The sequence below is a fragment of the Myxococcales bacterium genome (assembly GCA_016712525.1).
Lineage (GTDB): Bacteria > Myxococcota_A > Polyangia > Polyangiales > Polyangiaceae > JAAFHV01.
On record JADJQX010000008.1, the window covers coordinates 546,252 to 565,874 of the forward strand.

A 19,623-nucleotide genomic window follows, 5' to 3' on the forward strand; every position below is an offset into this window, starting at 1 on the left:
TCCCTCCATGAGCCAAGAGCCACGATTTCCGTTCCTCCACGTCCACGTCTCGCCCGACGACGCCGATCTCGTCTCGAGCGATCTCTTCGATCTCGGCGCCACCGGCGTCGAAGAGCGCGACGAGACCACCCTCAAGAAGAACGAGACCTCGGGCAAGGTCACGCTCGTCGCGTCCTTCGAGGACGAGGCGACCGCCAACCTCGCCATCGAGTCGCTCGACCCGGCCCTCGAGCCGCGCCTCGAGTGGGTCGTCGGCGACGCCTGGCGCGACGCTTGGAAAGAGCATTTTCGCCCATTCGCCGTGGCCCCGGGCCTCGTCGTGCGCCCCCCGTGGGAGGCCTACGAAGCCAAAGAGGGCGAGCGCGTGCTCGAGCTCGAGCCGGGCCGCGCGTTCGGCACGGGCCTCCACGAGACGACGTCCCTCGTGTGCGGCGCGCTCGTCGCCCACGGAGACGAGCTCCGCGGAAAGCCCATCCTCGACGTGGGCACGGGCAGCGGCATCCTCGCGCTCGCGGCGATCCACCTCGGCGCCTCGCACGCGACCTGCACGGACAACGACGACGAGGTCATCCCCGTCGTGCTCGAGAACGCCGAGCGCAACGGCATGACCGACAAGGTGAAGGCCGCCGCGATCGGGCTCGACGCCGTCGAGGGCACCTTCCCCGTCGTGGTCGCCAACATCGAGGCGCGCGTGCTCGTGCCCATGGCGAACGACCTCAAGGCCAAGGTCGCGAAGGGCGGGCTGCTCGTGCTGTCGGGCATCTTGCTCCCGCAAGAAGAAGAGGTCGTCGCGGCGTACGCGCCGTTCCAGGTCGTGTCGGCGCCCAAGAAGGGCGAGTGGGTCGCGATCGTGCTCCGCGCGCCGTGACCCGCCTCCTCCGCGCCCCGGTCCGTGGCCTCCACCAAGGCGCCATGCGGCTCGAGGGTGAGCTCGCCCACTACCTCACGCGGGTGCTCCGGCTCGAGCACGGCGCGGCGCTCGAGGTGTTCGATCCCGAGGCGAAGCTCGAGGCGCGCGCGAAGCTCTCGCTCGACGGCGCGAGCGTCACGCTGCACGTCGAGGCGCTCGCTCCGGCGCGTGTCGTCGCGAGGCGCACGCTGTGCCTACTCCAAGGCCTGCCGAAGGGCGACAAGCTCGACGCCATCGTCCGCGACGCGACCGAGCTCGGGGCCTCGCGCGTCGTGCTCGTCGCCGCGGCGCGCTCCGTCGTGAAGCTCGATCCGAAGCGCGCCGAAGAGCGCCGCAGAAGGCTCCTGCGCATCGCCGAAGAGGCCGCGCGGCAGTCCGGTCGCGGCGACGTCCCCACGATCGAAGGCCCGTTCGCCCCCCGCGACGCAGCCTCGCGCGCCCCCGAAGGAGCCCGCTTCGTGCTCGCGCCCGGCACGCCCCACGGCCTCGGAGATGCGCTGCTCTCCGAGCTCGGCCACCCCGACACGCCGCTCACCTTCGCGGTAGGTCCCGAGGGCGGGCTCGCCGAGGACGAGCTCCGCGCCTTCGAGGACGAAGGCTTCCTCCGGGTGGGCCTCGGGCCCTTCGTGCTCCGGACCGAGACGGTCGCCGCGGCCGTGCTCGGCGCGGTCCGCGTCCTATCGACGTAAACTGCCGTATCTTCTCGCATTTCCGGCCGTGCTCGCGTCTGCCTTTCGAGCACGTGGTCCACGCTTCGTCCATGGCAGGGTCGAAAAGGCCTGCTATCTCTGGGCGTTACGGGTCCATCCCGAAAAACGAGGCTTCATGAAACGCTCGATCGCGCTCGCTTCTCTGCTCGCCCTGGCCGCTTCGCTCGTCGCCTGCTCCGCCGAAACGGACACCGGCCCCACCGCTGGGGACGACGAAGGCGCGGTCATCCCGAACATCGAGACGCTCACCGGCAAGAGCGTGCAGTGGGTCTATTCGGGTCCGCTCCCGAGCCTCGAGTCGCCCAAGGTGGAGGTGTCGATCCCCGCGAGCGTGGCGCTCGTGACGGGCCTCTTGCCCGAAGGGTACGACGTCGCCAAGCTCCCGCCCTACGCGCGCACGCGCCGCACCGAAGCGGGCCGCACCGAGCTCGCCATCGGCTACCCGGTCGCCACCGCCGCGACCGACAAGATCAACCCCGAGCGCAACGCGCCCTACCGCAACTGGCCGGGCGACAACAAAACGCTCTATTCGATCCCGTTCACGCCCTCCGTGAAGGACTCGGCGAACAGCGACGCCACCATGTGGGGCGGCTTCCCGTTCATCAAGTACTCGTCCGTCGGCCACGCGCTCCACGGCCCCATCGACGTCGCCCCGGAGGAAGAGGGCGGCGAGGTGTGGAAGCTGAAGCGCGCCCCCGTGTCGAAGGGCTGCAACCGCATGGCCGGCGAGCACATCGTCGAGCTCGCGCACCTCATCGGCACCGACATGGCCACGAAGAACTGGGCCGAGAACACCGTGCTCCGCACCGCGGGCAAGGACGGCGTCGGCGTGCCCGTGCTCGTGCGCGAGGCGCAGATCTCCTGGAACGGCAAGGCCGTCGACTCGGACTACCCCGTGCACCCCGGCTACGAGGCGCGCGTGAAGCGCCCCGCCGCGGCCGAGGCGAACGTCTTCCACGCGTGGGACGCGAGCGCCGCCGAGTACCGCTCCTTCGTCTGCCCGCTCGACAAGAAGTGGCTCCGGCAGAAGGCCCTCACGGCCGTCCCGAAGGACTACTGCAAGACCCGCTGGCCGAACGCCGAGTGGTACACCGACTGGTCGCGCTTCGGCTTCCGCTGAGATTCGTCGAAGAGGCGAAAACCGCAGCGAAACGCGCGAAAGCCCCCCGGACGAGCTCCGAATCCGCCTTTCCGCGCTCGGAAACACCGAGATCGAGGTCCATTTCGGTCGTTCCGCGCCCGGAAGGGTCGAGATGGACCACAGAATCGGTCCTTCTGCGCGTGGAAGGTCCTCGTTTGACCGGATTCTCGGTCCTTCCGCGCTCGGAAGCTCCCCGTTCGACCTCATTCTCGGTGCTTCCGCGAGAACGCCGGGACCTTGGGTGAGCCGCTTGTGCGGGCCGGAGAAACGGGCGAAAAGGGGCCCATGAAGCGCGCGTTCTCTTCGCTCTCCGCCCTCGCGGTCCCGTTCCTCTTCGCCGCCGCGTGCGGCACGCCCCCCGCGGCCCTCCCGCCGCCTCCGCCGCCTCCGGTGCCGAGCGCCGTGCCCGAGCCCGCGCCGCAGGGCAAGGTCGTCGAGGGCGCGTCGGGCGTGGACATGTCCGCGATCGACACGCAGGTGAGCCCCTGCGAGGACTTCTTCGGGTACGCGTGCAACGGCTGGATCAAGGCGCACCCCATCCCGGCCGAAGAGACGAGCTGGATGCGTAGCTTCTCGGTCATGCGCGAGGAGAACGAGAAGACCCTCCACGAGATCCTCGAGCGCTACGCGAAGGGCGAGGGCAAAGACGAGCCCTACGCGAAGCTCCTCGGCGACTTCTACGGCTCGTGCATGGACGAGGCCGGCATCGAGAAGGCGGGCAAGAAGCCGCTCGAGGCCGACCTCAAGCTCGTTCAAAACGCGAAGGACGCGAAGAGCCTCTCGAAGGTCATCGGCAAGCTCCACAAGTCGGGCACGGTGGTCTTCTTCGACTACGGCCCCGAGCAAGACTTCAAGGACGCGAGCCGCGTCATCTTCGCCGTGCACCAGGCCGGCCTCGGCATGCCCGAGCGCGAGTACTACCTGAAGACCGACAAACGCTCCGAGGAGCTCCGCACGGCGTACCTCACGCTCGTGCAGACGGTGTTCGAGCTGCTCGGCGAGCCCAAGGCGAAGGCCAAAGAGAAGGCCGCCGCCGTGTTCGCGGTCGAGAAGGCCCTCGCCGAGATCTCCTCGACGAAACAAGACCTCCGCGAGCCGCAGAAGAACTACCACCCGACGAAGCGCGACGAGCTCGCCAAGGTGGCGCCGAACGTCGACTGGGCGAGCTACCTCGGTGAGCTCGGCATGGAGAAGACGCCCGACTTCAACGTCGCCCAAGATGGCTTCTTCAAGGGGCTCTCGGCCCTCATGGACGGCAAGAAGCTCGACTACGCGAAGGTGCGCGCGTACCTCACCTTCCACGTCGTGCGCGACGCGCTCCCCACGCTCCCGAAGGCGTTCGTCGACGCGGGCTTCGAGTGGAAAAAGGCGATCTCGGGCGCGAAGGCCCAGCCCCCGCGGTGGAAGCGCTGCGTGCGCGCGACCGACGCGGCCCTCCCCGAGGCGCTCGCGCAACCCTTCGTAAAGAAGACGCTCGGCGCCGAAGGCAAAGACGCCGTGAAGAAGCTCATCGTCGCCGTCGAAGAGGCGATGAAGCAGAACCTCGACACGCTCGGCTGGATGGACGAGCCCACGCGCAAGATGGCGCTCGTGAAGCTCGCCAAGATCGCCAACAAAATCGCCTACCCCGACACGTGGCGCTCCTACGACGCGGTGAAGGCCGATCGCGCGAGCTACTTCGCCAGCGCGAAATCCGCCGACGCCGTCGAGATCGCGCGCCAGCTCGGAAAGGTCGGAAAGCCCGTCGATCGCGCCGAGTGGCAGATGAGCCCGCCCACGATCAACGCGTACTACGAGCCGCTCTTGAACGAGATGGTGTTCCCCGCGGGCATCTTGCGCACGCCGTTCTATTCGAACACCGTGGCGGCGCCCTCGAACTACGGCGGCATCGGCATGGTCATGGGCCACGAGCTCACACACGGCTTCGACGACGAGGGCCGCCAGTTCGACGCCGACGGCAACCTCAAGTCGTGGTGGACGCCCAAGGTCGACGAGGAGTTCGTGAAGCGCGCCTCGTGCGTCGAGAAGCAGTTCAACGAGTACACCGTGCTCGGCGACGCGCACGTCGACGGCAAGCTCACCATGGGCGAGAACCTCGCCGACCTCGGCGGCGTGAAGCTCGCGCTCATGGCCCTCGAGAAGCAGATCGGCCCGAACGCCCGCCAAGCGGACGGCCCCTACACACCGCGGCAGCAGTTCTTCCTCGGGTTCGCCCAGGCGTGGTGCGGCAGCTACCGCGACGAGTCGATGCGCCTCCTCGTGGCGACGAACCCGCACTCGCCGCCCCAGTTCCGCGTGAACGGCCCGCTGTCGAACACGAAGGAGTTCGCCGAGGCCTTCCAGTGCAAGCCGGGCCAGAAGATGGTCCGCAAGGAGCGCTGCGAGGTCTGGTGACCCTGCGGGCCCCCGCGGGCTCGGGTTTCGAGGGCGCTCTCCCCAGGGCGCCCTCGCGCATTTTGTCGACCACGATAACCCATGAAGATCGCTAACGAATTTTGACCGGAAAGGGCGTCCGTTTTCCCCTATCCTGACGGCGCATGCTCGAGCGGATCGCCCTCCACCAGACACGCCTCAGGACTCCCGGGCTCGGGCTCGAGGGAAAGGGCGTGGCCCTCGGCGCGAAGGGGCTCGTGCTCCTCCCGTCGATCGATCGGCTCGTCGCGTGGCTCTCGGTCTACACGCGGGAGCACTCGCTCGAGGATCTCATGCCGAGCATGGAGATCGAGCTCGTGCGCTCGAAGCTCGGCACGCGCGAGATCACGCTGTCGTTCGCGGCCGAGTCGAGCGATCGCATGGACCGCGTGGCCGAGACGGCGCGCCTCGTCGGCGGGTTCACCTTCACGGGCACGAGCCGCCACTTCGTGCAGTACCGCGACGCGGGCGCGCCCTTCGGGTACGACGCCACGCAGCTCCTCTCCACGGAGCTGCCGCTCTGCCTCTACCACGACAAATTCTCGCAGATGTACGAGGTCGACAAGAAGGTCGACCTCCGCGCGCTGCTCCTCCGCTTGATGCCCCACGTCGACCCGTCGACGAACGACGACGCGGGCCCGCGCTTCATCGTCGCCGAGGCGGGGCTCGGGCCGGCCCTCATCCACTACTTCGTGCGCTCGCGTGTCGAGGGCGAGGTGGCCGTCGGCGAGTGGCCCCCGGAGAGCGCGTTCGACGAGGGCCCGGTGCGCAGGTACGTCGTGCGCCTCGCCGAGCTCCCGAAGCGCATGCTCTCGCTCATGCGGCTCACCCCCGGGATCACCACGTTTTTGCCGGCGGGCCCCGGCGTGGCGGTCGAACAAGGCTACAGGCACCCCGTCGCGCTCCGAGCGTGCCCCGTGTTCGATCCGAACGGGCTCGTGCTGCTCCGTGGCCGCGGCGACGACCCGTGGACCCTCGAGCGCACGCCCGCGATGGGCGATCTCCGGGCCTTCGCGCGGGTCGAGCTTCGGCACGACGCGAGGCCCGACGCGCTCTCGGCGCAGAGCACCATGAAACCCGACGCGGTCCGCGTGCCGCTCCGGGTCGTGCCCTCTCCGGCTCCGTGGCGCAACGTCACGGCGAGCTGGGTGCCCCCGGAGCAGGTCTCGCTCCTGCGCAGGCTCGCGTACGTGCTCCCCCACGACACCATCACCCGCACGCGCATCGCGATCACGCCGAAGGGGGCGTTTTTGCGCGCGTCGATGGGCATCGAGGCGATCCCGATCGGCACGTTCTTCTACGAGTTCCACCCGAGCCTCTTCTTGCCCGCGGGGTACGACGTGACCCCGGCCGTGGCGCCCGAGGTGCTCCACCGCGCGCTCGGGGCGCCGGCGTCCCAAGTGCTCTTCGTCGACAACCTCGCGCGCGCCATGAGCGTCGAAGAGTCGGCGTTCGTCCCCCTCGAGACGGTGCTGCTCGAGGCGAAACCCTGGGAGCCCATCGTCGCCGAGTCGATCGAGCGGGCCCTCGCCGAGAAGACCGTCGACCTCAAGCTCGACGGCCTCGGCGCCTTCCCCATGAGCGCCGTCGAGCCGCCGAAGCCCGCGCCGAGCGGAGGGTGACGTGGCGAAACCCGCGCCGGGTCCCATCCAAGACGCGCTCTTCATGACGTTCCTCGCGCCGCTCGTCGTGGGCGGCGAGATGCACCTTCACAAGCCCATCGGCGGAGCCACCGCGCTCGCCATGGAGGGCGACCGGCCGTTCCCGGACCCGGAGCTCGGGAGCCATGTGCAGCTTGCACGTGTTCGGGTCGCGCGGGCCCTCGCGCCCGTCGATCGCTTCGAGGCCATCACGTCGAGCGAGTGGGCCCTCACCGCGATCCTGAACGACCTCATCCAATCGACGCACCCGGGCTTCGACGCCGTGCTCCGGAGGAGCGCCCCGGCGAAGCTCCTCGCGGTGCTCGACGACACGCTCTCGCTCGTCCCCTCGCCCGCCACGGTCGGAGAGGCGCTCTCGCGGCACACCCTCTTTTCTCGCATCTTCGAGGTCACCCGCACCGACGTGTCCCTCGCCTGGTGGACGGGCAAGGCGCTCTTCCTGGGCGAAGAGCCACCCGCACGCCTCAAGGCCTGGCCCGAGATCCGGCGCGTCGTCGAGACCCGCCTCCCGCGGCCGCTCGTCGAGCTCCCCACGAGCGGAGGTGTAGCGCCCCACTCGACGTTCCTCCTTACCCTCGCGAAGCTCCTCTCCAAATCTCCCCTCACGGACTTCGCGACGATCGACCGCAAAGAGCCGATATTTCACTGGTCGGCGCCCACGTTGGGCCTCGTGTCGACGCGCAACGGGCGCACCCTCGCGCTCCGCGCGATGCACGATCTCCCCGAGGACGCCGTCGACGAGGCGCTGGGGATCGCCACGCGGGTCCTCGTCGAGGCGAAGGCTTGGCAGCCCCTCGGCGTCGCGCTCGATGTGCTCGGCGAGCGAATGCTCGCGCGCGCCGTAAAAATCGCAGGGAAAGGGGGCGACGCGACCCCGATCCCCGAGGACAGGGCCGGCACGCCTTCGGGCTTCACGCGGAGCGCCGGTGCGTTCGCAGCGCAACGCATCGTCGCGACGACCGGCGCGGGCCTCGGCGCCGAGGACAGGGCCCGTGTGCTCTCCCTGCTCGGTCCTGCGGCGGGCTCGGGGGCAGGGCTCGCGCTGTCGCAGCTCCTCGGAGGTTAGAGATGAAGTCGGTGGTGTACGACGCCTACGGCCCGGCCAACGTCGCGCGCGTGCGAGAGGTCCCGGCTCCCACGAAGCGCCCCGGTACGCTCCTCGTGCGCGTCCGAGCGGCCGCCCTGAACCCGAAGGACGTGCTCGTCCGAAAGGGGAAATTCAAGGTCGTCACGGGCTTCCGGTTCCCGCGCACGATGGGCTACGACTGGGCGGGCGAGATCGTCTCGGGCGACGCGACCTTCCCCGAGGGCACGAAGGTCTTCGGCATGATCGGCGCATGGTCCGGCGGCGCCTTCGCGGAGGTCGCGAGGGTCTCCCCGAACGAGCTCGCTCGCATGCCCGAGGGGCTCTCCTTCGTCGAGGCGGCCTCGCTCCCCCTCGCCTCTCTCACCGCCCTCCAGGCGCTCCGCGACGAGGCTCGAATCGCCCCAGGCCATCGTGTGCTCCTCCACGGCGCGAGCGGCGGCGTGGGCGTGCTCGCCGTCCAGATCGCGAAGGCGCTCGGCGCTCACGTCGTCACGACCTCGAGCGAGGCGAACCGCCCGCTGCTCACGTCCCTCGGAGCGGACGAGACGCTGGACTACCGCGCGCTCGATTTCGCCAAGGGCGAAGGTTTCCCGCATCCGCTCGAGGCCTTCTTCGACATCTTCGGCAACCAGTCCTTCGCGAAGATCCGGCCCTTCCTCGGCCCCGAGGGCACCTACGTGAGCACGGTCCCGTCGGCCCGCGTCGTGCTCGACACGCTCACGACGCGCCTGCCCACGCGGCGCCGCGCGAGGCTCGTCGTGGTTCGGTCGCGGAGGAGCGACCTCGAGACCATCGCCGGCCTCGTCGGCGACAAGAAGCTCCGCCCCGTGGTCGACGCGGTCTTCCCGCTCGACGGCATCGCCCAGGCCTGCGAGCGTGTCGAGACGAAACGCGCTCGCGGCAAGGTCGTGCTCACGGTGCCCTGAGCGCCTCGTGCCCCCCTGAGACCCGCGGTTCACGAGCGCACGGAGAGCCGCGGCGAGGGGCCAGGCTTACGGCACACTTTTCCCATCGAATTCCGACACTTCCACGAACCCACGAGGATCGCGGGCGCTGGCCCGAGACGTGCTGAGGAGAGGGACGTGCTCCCTCGCTCCTCGTGCCTCGTGCTCGGCGTCCTCGCCCTCACCGCCCTCCCCCGAGAGGCCTACGCCGACGAGACCGTCCCCGTCGAGGTCCGAGTGCCCGAGGGGTTCTCTCTCCGCGGCACGGGTGCGCTCACGGGCACACGGGCGACGTGCTCGCCCCCCTGCACGCTGCGGCTCGCGCCGGGGACCTACACGTACACCTCGTCGCGGCGCACGGGCGACGAGGTCGCCTTCACGGGAGCGAGCCGCCTCGACCTCCACGGTCCGGCCGAGCCTCTCCACACCGCGGGCCTCGTGATGGCCGGGGTGGGTCTCCTCGGCGTCGCGGGGCCGGTCATCGCCATCTTCTCGACCTGCACCGACTCGACCGTCGACGCGTTCGGGCGCGTGACACCGCGGAGCTGCGTGCGATTCGGCGAGAGCACCGACAAGGCCTTGGCCATCGTCGCAGGCTCGGGCTTCTTCCTTGGCGTCGTCGGGGCCATCCTCTTCTTCGCGACCTCCGGCGGGCTCACGGTGACCGACGTGCCGCAAACTGCCGAAAAGGGCCTTCGGGCGGGCCTTTTGCGGGGTGGGACGTTCGTGTTCTGAGGTCCGCCCAATTTCTACCGTGGGGGCTGTAAGGCCGGGAGCGAGCGCCCGTTCGGAGCCCACGATGCTCGCCCTCACCCGCTCCCTCCTCGTCGGCACGGCCTCCTTCGCTTCCCTCCTCGCCCTCACCGGCACCGCCCACGCCGACGACTTCGGCACGCGCCCCGCACAGGCGGCCTCGCCCATCGCCCCGGTCGACGCCCCCACGGCGAGACCACGCCCGGAGACGAACCGCGCGACTCCGCCCGAGCCGAGCGACGAGCCCGAGAGCCCGCCCCAGCCCCAGCGCCTCGACCTCGTCCCATCGCGCTCGACGCCCGAGCTCGCGACCGATCCTCCGCGAGACTGGGCCGTGCTCTACGGCGGTCTCCGCCCGACGCTCGGCACCTTCGGAGGCATCGCCACCCTCGCCGTGGCCCAGTCCCGCACCGAACGTTTTTATGGCGCCTTCTCGCTGGCCCTCGTGCGCAACGACGCCGGCACCCACGCTGGCGCGCTCCAGCTCGCCCTCGGTCGGAACCTCGCCGACACCTTCGCGGGCATCGCGCAGGTGAGCCTCACCGAGAACCGGGCCCGCACCATGCGCGGCCTTCTCCAGACCACCCTCGCCTACAACCGCGCCGGGGACTTCGTGGGCCTCGCGCAGGCCGCCGGGTACAACCGCTCCTCGGAGTTTCTCGGGGTCGCGCAGGTCGGCGGGTACAACCGCGTCGATCATGGCTTCACGGGGCTCGCCGAGCTCGGGCTCGTGAACCACGCGCGCGGCGGCTTCACCGGGCTCGTGCAGCTCGGAGGGCTCGCGGCCACGGGGCGTGAAATCTACGGTTACGGCTCGAGCAAGGACGGCTTCGCGGGCGCCGCGCAGGTGGGCCTCATGACCAGCACGAGCGGCGACTTCGACGGCCTCGTGCAGCTCGGCTTGGGCGCGTACACGGGGCGCACGTTCACCGGGCTCGCCCAGATCGGCGCGCGGAGCGAAGCCGAGACGTTCCGTGGGCTCGCGCAGGTCGGCGCGTCGGTCGTGTCCGAGAAGTCTTCGTACGGGAGCCAGATCGGCCTCGCCGCGATGGCGATGCGCGAGCACACGGGGCTCCAGATCGGAGCCCTCGCGTACGCCAAGTCCACCGCGGGCGCGCAGCTCGGCGTCGTCAACGTGGCCACCGAGGTGACCGGCGTCCAGGTCGGGCTCGTGAACCACGCGGAGAAGCTCCGGGGCCTCCAGATCGGGCTCGTGAACCACGCGAACGACGGCGTGCTGCCGTGGACGGCGCTCATTAATTTCGGCTTCGGCGACGCCCCCGAGCCCACGCACGACGACAGCATCGCTCGGGCGTCTTCCCGCGCGACGGCCCACTGACGAAGGCCGTCACTCGGCGGTGATCGTGACGCGCTCGATGACGATCGGCGTCACCGGGCGCTCTCCGTGGACCGGCTCGTTGGCGATGGCGTGCACCACGGACACGGGCCCACACTCGCCGAAGATCGTGTAGCCCTTGTCGAGGTGCGGCGCCGACGCGTCGGTCACGAAGAACTGAGCGCCGTTCGTGTCGGCCCCGCGGTTCGCCATGCACAAGAGCCCCGCGCGATCGTGTTTGGCGCCGGGCCAGAGCTCGTCGGGAAGCACGAAGCCGGGCTCTCCCGTCCCGTTCCCCTTGGGATCCCCCCCTTGGATCATGAACCCCGGGATGATGCGGTGGAAGATCGTCCCGTCGTAGAGCGGGCGCGTGACCCACGTGCCGCTCGACGGATCCTTGAACGGTCGCAGGCCCCGGGCGAGGCCTACGAAGCTCGCCACCGTCACCGGGGCACGATCCTCGTAGAGCTCGCACCGCAGATCGCCGTGGCGCGTGGTCAACGTGGCGACGAGAGGGCCGTTCCCGGTGAGCCCTTGCGTGGCGTCGGCGAGGAAGAATTTGCCGCCGAGCGGGTCGTCGGGCGACGGGACGATGCGCTCGCGGGTACGGAGCTCCGCCTCGGAGGGTGGGCGGGGGGTGCGCGGGGGCGGGGCAGCGACCTTGGCCGGCGCGGGGGCCTCGACGAGGGCGCGAGGCGCAGGGGGCGGCGCGAGGACGACGCTCTCGACACGAGGGGGCTCGCACGCCGCGAGGAGCACGACGGAGAGCGCGCTCACGCAAGAGAAGACGGAGAGAGAGACGATGGCAGGTCGCATCGGCGCGCACCTTAGCAGCGTCGCTCCGCTCACCCGAGCCCCGCGAGAAGCGACCGGACGAGCAAGACGAGCGACGAGACCGCGAGGAGGCCGAACACGGCGACACGAAAGCGCTCGGGGGAGAGCCTCGCGTGAACACGCTCGCCCACGACGAGGCCGAGCACGACCGGCACGAGCAAGACGGCCGAGTCACGCAGAGAGGGCCCCGTGAGCTTGCCGGTGGCTGCATAGGAGACGACGAGGACACCGTTCAACACGACCCACAGCGCCGACAGCGTCGCGCGGAACGCGCCCTTCTCGGGCAGCGCGCGCCCTACCACCCACACGCACATCGGGCCCCCACACGCGAACATTCCATGCAGAATACCGGCAATCGTGAGCGCGGCGACCTGCGCGGGGCGCCCGGGCTCCGAGGGTGCGGCAGCGGACGGGCTCGAGGCCGCTCGAAGCTCTCGCGCGGCGAGCGCGAGGACGAACGCGGCGAAGACGACCTTGACGATTCCCGGGCTCGCGACACGGGCGACGAGCCCACCCGCGACCATCCCCGCCCCCATGAACGGCACGATCCTCCCGAAGAGCACGCGCTTCTCGACGAGCCGGTAGGTGCGCGCCACCATGACGAGCGAGAGGACCAGGTTCGCAGGGAGGAACCGGACGAGCACGTCGTCGACGGGGAGGAGCTGCGCGCCGAGCGAGACCGAGACGACCGTGCCTCCGAAGCCCGCCGCCGCCTCGACGACGAACGCAACGAGGACGACGAGGGCGAGGGCGAGGGTCGTCATGACGGAACGCGGCACCGTACGCGCGAGGCCCGAGAGGGGCACGTCCTCCGCGCGTCTCGATGCTACGCTCCCGCGTGGAGGCCTTGCATGATCAAATCCATCCTTCCTTTCGCCCCGTTCGTCGCCGCCGGCATCGTGCTCGCGGCTTGCTCGAGTGATCCGGACACGACCGGTGACGGCGGAACGGCCGACTCCGGCGCCACCACGCCCGACTCCAGCACCACGCCGACCGACTCCGGAACCACCACGCCCGACTCGAGCACCCCCGCCGACGCGAGCGTCGCGCCCACGTTCACGAACGTCTACGCGAACGTGCTCCAGGGCGCCTGCACCGGATGCCACACGACCGGACATGCGACCGGGCTCGACATGAGCTCGAAGGCGACAGCCTACACGAACCTCGTCGACAAGGCCGCTGGGCAAGGGGGCACGTCGACGAGCTGCACCGGCAAGACGCGTGTCACGGGCGGCGCGCCGGGCGCGAGCCTCCTCTTCACGAAGATCGACCACTCGGCCGGGTGCGGCAACCCGATGCCCCTCGGCGGCGCGAAGCTACCCGCCGACAAAGCCAAGCTCGTATCGGACTGGATCGCCGCCGGCGCCCGCAACGATTGACCTGCGCGCCCGAGCCCGAGGCCCGATCGTCGGCACGGTCGGGCCTCGCGCCGTTCACGGGCGAGCCACGCGAACCGCGCGGGCTTCGGGCGGCTCAGGCGGCCTTCGGCCCCTTGAGGAGGAACGTCTCCATCTCGCCCTTGCCCTTCACCTTGATGACCCCGCGAGCTTCGAGGTCGAAGCCGTCCCGGAGCTTCTCGAATGCGGCGCGTGTCACCTGGATCTCGCCGGGGGAGCCGCTCGATTCCATGCGGCTCGCCGTGTTCACGGTGTCACCCCACAAGTCGTAAATGAACTTTCTCTTGCCGATCACGCCGGCCACGACCGGCCCCGAGTGCATCCCGATGCGGAGGCGCAGGGAGTAGCCGCCTTCGCGGTTGATGCGCTCGAGGGCGTCGCGCATGCCGAGCGCCATCGCGGCGACGCGCTCGGCGTGATCGGGCTGGGCCGACGGGAGCCCGGCGGCCACCATGTAACAGTCGCCGATGGTCTTGATCTTCTCGACCCCCAGCCGCTCGGCGAGGTCGTCGAACGCGCTGAACGTGCGGTTCAACATGTCCACGAGGGCGGCGGGTGTGAGCTTCTCCGAGAGCTCGGTGAAGCCGACGATGTCCGCGAAGAGCACGGTCACGTCCGCGAAGCCGTCGGCGATGGGCTCGCCCTTCTCCTTGAGGCGCTCGGAGATCGCGCCCGGGAGGATGTTGAGGAGGAGGCGTTCGGAGCGGGCGTGCTCCTCGGCGAGCTTGTCCTCGGCGCGCTGGGTGTCGCCCGTGAAAAGGTGCACGATGAAGCAGAGCGTCGCGATGACGGCCAGCGCGCTCGACACGTCGAGGCCGACGAGCACACGCATCGGGATCACCTTCACGAGCTCGCTCGGCGGCGGCGCGGCCACGAGCATGTACACCGAGAAGAGCGTGCTGAGCCCCGCGAGGCCATAGCGCCCGGCGCGCTCCTTTTCGGAGAACACGAGGAACGCGACGGCCGCGAAGAGCACCATGTAGTACACGAACCCCACGCGCCCGCCGAGCAGAGCCGAGGCCACGAGCACCACGGTGTTGACCGGCACGAGCACGGCGACCTTCGCGAGCGTGAAGAGCCCCCGCTTCGACAGAAAGAGCGCCACGATCATGAAGGCGACCGCGATCACGTTCGCCAGAAGCGGGGCGAAGAAGACCCGGGCGTCCGCCACGGCATACCCCAGGGCGAAGCTCCCGCAGCTCAGCGTACCGAGCAGCGCGCTCTGGTTCGTGAGCCGGATCCGGCGCTGCTCTCCCGGCGCCTCGGTCGTTATGCCGAGGGACGACCATGTTCGAAGCAGAGAGAGCATCGCGGGCATGTTCGATCGGCAAGGGGGGCGAGTCAAAGAGGCATTTTTCGGGGGCGGTGCGCGCGGCACCAAGGGCCGTTCGAAACGCCGATTCCCTCATGACCTCGCGAGCTTGGGTACAAGCCCCGCCGTCGCTCCCGCCCTCCCCTCCCCGGCCGCCCTCGTCGCACGGAGAAATCGACGAACGACGAAGGAAGATGCCGGAAAGGCGCCTCGTAGGAAGAGACCGGAATGGGACGCGGGCGGCGCTTCGGCCGGCCACGCATCCTCGGTGGTTCCTATCCTTCTTCTCTCGATGAGGTAAGTGTCATGCGCTCCTACGTGAAGCTCGTCATGGTGTCGGTCGGCCTGGGTCTCTTCGTCGCCACGGCGACGGGCTGCGGCGGTGGCGCCGGGCAAACGAAGGTGAGCTCGGCGAAGGTGGAGCTCTCGGCGATGGACGAGCTCAAGGCGATCCCCGAGGACCTCACGAAGGACGTCGAGGCGCTCACGAAGCCCATCGACGACGCTCAGAAGATCGCCGACGAGATCGGCGCCCTCCCCAAGAAGCACCACATCAGCGCCGCGGACATGGCGGCGATGAGCAAGGCCACGTTCGACAACGGCAAGGTCGAGGTCAAGGTCAACGGCGACGTGAGCGCCGAGGCGAAGGCCGAGATCGAGGCCACGCTCAAGAAGCTCTCCCTCGTGGTCGCCGAGCTCAAGGCCACGCCCGAGAAGGTCGCGGCGCTCACGAAGAAGTGCGTCTCCGCGACGGCCCGCGTTCCGGTGCTCGCCACCGAGGTCACGTCCAAGGCGACCTTCGCGGTGTCGAACCCCTTCACGAGCGCCGAGGGCAAGGCGAAGGCGCAGGGCGAGATCTCGAGCGTGCAGAAGGTTCAGGCCGACGTGTCCAAGTCGATCAGCGACGCGCAGTCGAAGGTCACGAGCATCCCGGGGATGGCGACCGGCGCCCTCGCCAAGCTCGGCGCGTCGTTCACCTCGATGAACTGACACACACCGTCGCACGTCGACTCGCGTCAGCACGGAGGGCTCACGACGGAAATCGTGGGCCCTTTTCGTATGTTCCGCGTCGCCGCTTCGAAGGTCAGAGGTCGTCGACGGGGCGCGGGATGGTGCTCGTCGACGAGGAACGACCACGCTCGCCGATCGGGCCCGCGCCCCAACAGCGAACGTCCCGATCGCCGAGGACGACGCACGCGCTCGATTCGCCCACGGCGAGCAGCCGCACGCCCTGGAGATCGACCTTGGTGGGGCTGAGCTGGGAGGCGACGGGAGCAGCGACGCCCCGGGCCGTGAGCGAGCCGTCTCCGAGCACCGAGCCCGTGCTCGTACCCCAGCAGTAGACCTTGCCGCCGGCCGCGGGCTTCTGGAGCGCGCACGCGTAGCCGTCTCCGACCCCGACGTCCGCCACCTGGGCGAGGGCCGCGCCTCCGGCGATTTGCACGTCGAACGAGATGTCGGTCTGGGTGCCGCCGACCGGCTCGCGACCGGCCTGACCGACGTTGTTCTGCCCCCAGCAGCGCACGCGCTCGGCGCCCGTCACGGCGCACGCCGACGTGTCCCCGACCGCGAGGCGCGTGAGGGGAAGGACGTCGGGGACCAGCGTCTTTCTCGGCCGACCGTCGGTGACGGAGGTCGCGTTGCCGATCCCGAGCTTCCCCGAGCCGTTGTCTCCCCAGCACACCACGTTGCCGGGCTCGACGAGGGCGCAACCATGGGTGCGCCCGAGGCTCACGATGCGCGCGTTGACGAGCTGATCGACCTCGGGGAGCGGGCTCTGGAGCGCCGCGAGCACGGGGCGTGGCGTGATGGCCTCGGCCATCGGCGGGGTGCCGCGACCGAGGCCAAGGTTGTCACCACCGCTCACATAACCCCAGGTATAGACGCGGCCCAGATCGCCGATGGCGGCCGAATAGAGCGCACCAGCCGAGACGCGGCCCACACCCGACCGTTGCACGGGCCCTTTGAGCGCGCCGGCCGTGAGGGCATCCTTCACGATGCGCGCGAAGGCCGTCCGATCCTGGCTCGGAGACGAGTCGCGGGTGAAGTCCCCGAGCTGGTACTCGTTGTTGAAGCCCCAACACGCGTACGTCCCGTCGAGGAGGCGCGCACACGCGTGGCGGTACGAGGCGTGCACCTCGGCGACGCCACGCAAAAACCCACCGCCGTCCTCGGCGCGAATCGGGATGGGGCTCGGTTTGGGGGTGCTCGTCCCGCCACCTCCGGCGAGGCGGTAGTCGCCCCAGCAGCGCAAGATGCCCCCCTCGAAGACCACGCACGCCACGTTGTCGCCGACCGTGATCGACTCGACCTTGAGCCCCGCCGTCTCGCTCGCCGCGTCTCCCCCGCTGTCGACCGCGGGCACGTCTCCGTCTTCTTTGGCCGCGTCCAGGTCGGGTGCTCCGTCGGGGAGCGTCGGGACGATCGCCCCATCGGGGAGCACGGTCCCGTCGACACCTGCGTCGCTCGAGAGCTCCCCCTCGCGGAGCGCCGAGCACCCGCCGGCCAGGCCTCCGAACGAAACGAGCGAGAGCCCGACCGAAACCCACGCGAAGGAAGAGCGCACACGCGTCATGCCGTGGAACGTAGCAGACGACAGCGCCCGAGGGGCGACGAGCGCGCCCGGTAGGCTCACCCGGGGCGGCGGACGATACCGCGAATTCCCGAAAGGATACGGGCATTTCCGGGCCGTAGGAGCGGCGCGAGGGCCCCGAACGCGGCGGGCACGGACGCGGCGGGCTCGATGGCCATCGTCCACGTGAGACGCGTCCCCGAGCCGTGCGCGGAGAGGCGGAAGTCCTCGGCGAGGGCACGGAGCCACGGCCGATCGGCGCGGGTCACGCGGAACGTCGCGCGCTCGTTCTCGTCCCAGCGGTAAAACTCCTCCTCGACCTCGATCGCGCGCGCCACGCGCAGCCTGCGCACGCAGCCCGCCTCGTGGGGACGAGGGGTGAGCCACACGAGCCTGTCGATGCCGGGGAACCACGACCACATGCGGTCGCTCCCGAGCGCCTCGAAGACCGCCGGCGCAGAAGCATCCACGTCGACGTGGGCGTGGACGACGATCGGCGCGGTGTCGAAGAAGGAGTCGTCGATGGTGCGGAGCGTGTGCTTCATCTCCCCACGCCCTACACCAGGCGAGGCCCGCCGTCACGGCGAGGGAGCCCCGAGGCCGGGTCGAGGCACTCCCTCACGCAGAAGGCTCCGCGGCACGCTCAGCCGGTGGCTGCCGGCGCGGGCGGGGGCGCGCCGAGGCTCGCTTCGATCGCGGCGCGGAGGGCGTTTCGGAGGCCTTCACGGTCGGCGGCGATCCCCTCGGCGTAGGCCTCCCCGAGCGGGCGCGCGTGGACGCTCGCCTCGTCGTCACGTTCCTTTCGGAACGCGCCGAGGATGGCCCCGAGGACGTCCGGGCCCTTCGCGCGGAGGGCTTTCCACGCCGCGTCGCTCCCGCGCGCGAGAGGCCGGGTGTCGACCTGGGCGAGCGCCGCCTCGACCACGGGAGCGACCTTCGCCGCGCCGTGCACGAGGTAGTGCCCCTCACCGAAGACCACGTCGAGGGCGACGCTCCGCGCGTACCAGCGCCCGACGAGCTCCGTCGTCTCCTTGGCGTCGAGCACGAGGAACACGGCCTTGAAGAGCAGCTTGAGCGGGAAGAGCAACACCGCCTTGGCCGCCCCTTTCACGAAAGCGAAGAAGCCCTCGTCGGGCTCGCTCGCGAAGAGCTTGATCTCCTCTTGGGGGAGGCGGATCCCGTGGGTGCCCGCCACCGTCTCGACCATGCGCCGGGCGATCTGGCGCGAAATCACGCCGTCGAGCAAGGGCACCGGGACGAACCCGGAGAGGGCTTGGAGCACGGCGAACGTACCGAGGAGCGGCTCGGGCGTCTTTTCCATGGCTCGAGGCGTACCGAGGTCGGCCCCGCCTGTCGAGCGTCCCGTTGCGCTCGCGCTGGTGGTCTTGCCTCCCCGGACGACGGCCGGGCTCGCGCTCGCTCCCGGGGTAGACTATCGAAGACGTATGGTCCCGAGAGTGCTCCCCGCCAAGGCCCCGTCCTCGATCGCCGAGGCCGTCGCGCTCTTGCGTGAAGGCGAGCTCGTCGCGTTCCCGACCGAGACGGTCTACGGGCTCGGAGGTCGCGCGCTCGACCCGGCGCACGTCGCTCGCATCTTCGCGGCCAAAGGTCGTCCGGCGTCGCATCCCCTCATCGCCCACGTGCCCTCGGCCGACGAGGCTCGCGAGCTCAGTCGCGGCGGGAGCCTCGGGGCCGCCGGTGTCGCGCTCGCCGAGGCGTTCTGGCCCGGGCCCCTCACCCTCGTCGTGGAGCGTGCGGCTCACGTGCCGCCCGAGCTCACGGGGGGCTCCGACTCGGTCGCGCTCCGTGTTCCGCGCCACCCTGCGGCGCTCGCGCTCCTTCGTGCCCTCGGGGAGCCGCTCGCCGCCCCGAGCGCGAACCGTTTCCAGTCGCTGAGCCCCACGCGCGCCGAGCACGTCGTCCGCTCGCTCGGAGCCGAGGTTCGCCTCGTCCTCGACGGGGGGCCGTGCCGCGAGGGGATCGAGTCCACCGTCGTCGACGTCCGCTCGGACACTCCGCGCGTGCTCCGGCAGGGCGCGCTCTCCCTCGAGATGCTCCGCCGCGTCTGCCCTCACGCGGCCCTCGCCGAGCCGAGCGCGCCCTCGCGGGACGAGCTCCGTGCGTCGCCCGGGCTCGATCCGAAACACTACGCCCCGCGCGCACGCCTCGTCCTCGTGGAGCGCCAGGCCCTCGCCGCGGCCGTACGCCACGAAGCCGAGAGAGGCCGCCCCGTGGGCGTGCTCGTGCTCGGGCCGTTCGATGCGCGCGACGGTGTGAAGGTCGAGCGCCTCCCCGACGACGCCGAAGGGTACGCCCACGGCCTCTTCGCCGCGCTCCACCGCCTCGACGACGAAGTGGCGACCATCGTGGTCGAGCGCCTCCCCGACGACCCCGCGTTCGACGCCGTGCGCGACAGGCTCGCGCGGGCGTCCCACATCGCCTAAAACCCGGGCGAATTTCGCCACAGTTTCGGGCATTTACAAAATCAGGGCCGTGGGTATCGACCGGCCCCGCGGAGGCCCGCGAGCTTGCTAAGGTTCGGCGTCGAACGTGC

Annotated in this window: 18 protein-coding genes; 12 read left to right on the forward strand and 6 right to left on the reverse strand. The window is 70.2% G+C overall.

Annotated elements, in window-relative coordinates:
• The first annotated feature begins 7 nt into the window (after window positions 1–7).
• The 9 genes from IPK71_31700 (at window position 8) to IPK71_31740 (ending at window position 10,957) form a co-directional block, all read left to right on the forward strand.
• Complete coding sequence (locus tag IPK71_31700) at window positions 8–868, forward strand: 50S ribosomal protein L11 methyltransferase (protein ID MBK8218318.1); 861 nt, start codon at window positions 8–10, stop codon at window positions 866–868.
• A complete protein-coding gene (locus IPK71_31705; protein MBK8218319.1) occupies window positions 838–1,599 on the forward strand; it encodes a 16S rRNA (uracil(1498)-N(3))-methyltransferase in 762 nt (253 codons plus the stop codon). The genes IPK71_31700 and IPK71_31705 overlap by 31 nt, the downstream gene beginning before the upstream one ends.
• A gap of 136 nt (window positions 1,600–1,735) precedes the next feature.
• Complete coding sequence (locus IPK71_31710; GenBank protein ID MBK8218320.1) at window positions 1,736–2,740, forward strand: L,D-transpeptidase family protein; 1,005 nt, start codon at window positions 1,736–1,738, stop codon at window positions 2,738–2,740.
• Between the two features lie 306 nt (window positions 2,741–3,046).
• Window positions 3,047–5,155: a M13 family metallopeptidase gene (locus IPK71_31715; GenBank protein MBK8218321.1), complete on the forward strand. Its 2,109-nt coding sequence runs from the start codon at window positions 3,047–3,049 to the stop codon at window positions 5,153–5,155.
• A gap of 143 nt (window positions 5,156–5,298) precedes the next feature.
• Window positions 5,299–6,795 (forward strand): hypothetical protein, encoded by a 1,497-nt coding sequence (locus IPK71_31720; protein ID MBK8218322.1) that lies wholly within the window; start codon window positions 5,299–5,301, stop codon window positions 6,793–6,795.
• Window position 6,796: 1 nt separating this feature from the next.
• Window positions 6,797–7,900: a hypothetical protein gene (locus tag IPK71_31725; protein ID MBK8218323.1), complete on the forward strand. Its 1,104-nt coding sequence runs from the start codon at window positions 6,797–6,799 to the stop codon at window positions 7,898–7,900.
• Between the two features lie 2 nt (window positions 7,901–7,902).
• Window positions 7,903–8,847: an NAD(P)-dependent alcohol dehydrogenase gene (locus IPK71_31730; GenBank protein MBK8218324.1), complete on the forward strand. Its 945-nt coding sequence runs from the start codon at window positions 7,903–7,905 to the stop codon at window positions 8,845–8,847.
• Window positions 8,848–9,003: 156 nt separating this feature from the next.
• Window positions 9,004–9,600: a hypothetical protein gene (locus IPK71_31735; GenBank protein MBK8218325.1), complete on the forward strand. Its 597-nt coding sequence runs from the start codon at window positions 9,004–9,006 to the stop codon at window positions 9,598–9,600.
• Between the two features lie 64 nt (window positions 9,601–9,664).
• Complete coding sequence (locus tag IPK71_31740) at window positions 9,665–10,957, forward strand: hypothetical protein (GenBank protein ID MBK8218326.1); 1,293 nt, start codon at window positions 9,665–9,667, stop codon at window positions 10,955–10,957.
• Window positions 10,958–10,966: 9 nt separating this feature from the next.
• Here IPK71_31740 and IPK71_31745 read toward each other — a convergent pair whose 3' ends face one another.
• Window positions 10,967–11,770 (reverse strand): peptidylprolyl isomerase, encoded by an 804-nt coding sequence (locus IPK71_31745; protein MBK8218327.1) that lies wholly within the window; start codon window positions 11,768–11,770, stop codon window positions 10,967–10,969.
• A gap of 29 nt (window positions 11,771–11,799) precedes the next feature.
• Window positions 11,800–12,552 carry a TSUP family transporter gene (locus IPK71_31750; protein MBK8218328.1) on the reverse strand — a complete coding sequence of 251 codons (753 nt, stop codon included), beginning with the start codon at window positions 12,550–12,552 and terminating at the stop codon, window positions 11,800–11,802.
• A gap of 87 nt (window positions 12,553–12,639) precedes the next feature.
• Between IPK71_31750 and IPK71_31755 the strand changes: the two genes are divergently transcribed.
• Window positions 12,640–13,167, forward strand: a complete 528-nt coding sequence (locus IPK71_31755; GenBank protein ID MBK8218329.1) for a hypothetical protein — start codon at window positions 12,640–12,642, stop codon at window positions 13,165–13,167.
• A 94-nt stretch (window positions 13,168–13,261) separates the two neighbouring features.
• Here IPK71_31755 and IPK71_31760 read toward each other — a convergent pair whose 3' ends face one another.
• Window positions 13,262–14,296, reverse strand: a complete 1,035-nt coding sequence (locus IPK71_31760; protein MBK8218330.1) for an adenylate/guanylate cyclase domain-containing protein — start codon at window positions 14,294–14,296, stop codon at window positions 13,262–13,264.
• 507 nt (window positions 14,297–14,803) lie between these two features.
• On the opposite strand from IPK71_31760, the gene IPK71_31765 reads away from it, so the two are divergent.
• Entirely contained in the window at window positions 14,804–15,487 is a 684-nt protein-coding gene (locus IPK71_31765) for a hypothetical protein (GenBank protein ID MBK8218331.1), read from the forward strand.
• Between the two features lie 94 nt (window positions 15,488–15,581).
• On the opposite strand, the gene IPK71_31770 is transcribed toward IPK71_31765, so the two are convergent.
• The 3 genes from IPK71_31770 to IPK71_31780 form a co-directional block, all read right to left on the reverse strand.
• A complete protein-coding gene (locus IPK71_31770) occupies window positions 15,582–17,072 on the reverse strand; it encodes a hypothetical protein (GenBank protein MBK8218332.1) in 1,491 nt (496 codons plus the stop codon).
• A gap of 56 nt (window positions 17,073–17,128) precedes the next feature.
• Window positions 17,129–17,614, reverse strand: a complete 486-nt coding sequence (locus IPK71_31775; protein ID MBK8218333.1) for an SRPBCC family protein — start codon at window positions 17,612–17,614, stop codon at window positions 17,129–17,131.
• Window positions 17,615–17,712: 98 nt separating this feature from the next.
• Entirely contained in the window at window positions 17,713–18,390 is a 678-nt protein-coding gene (locus IPK71_31780) for a hypothetical protein (GenBank protein ID MBK8218334.1), read from the reverse strand.
• Window positions 18,391–18,514: 124 nt separating this feature from the next.
• Between IPK71_31780 and IPK71_31785 the strand changes: the two genes are divergently transcribed.
• Window positions 18,515–19,513, forward strand: coding sequence for a threonylcarbamoyl-AMP synthase (locus IPK71_31785; protein MBK8218335.1), 999 nt, complete (start codon window positions 18,515–18,517; stop codon window positions 19,511–19,513).
• Window positions 19,514–19,623: the final 110 nt, after the last annotated feature.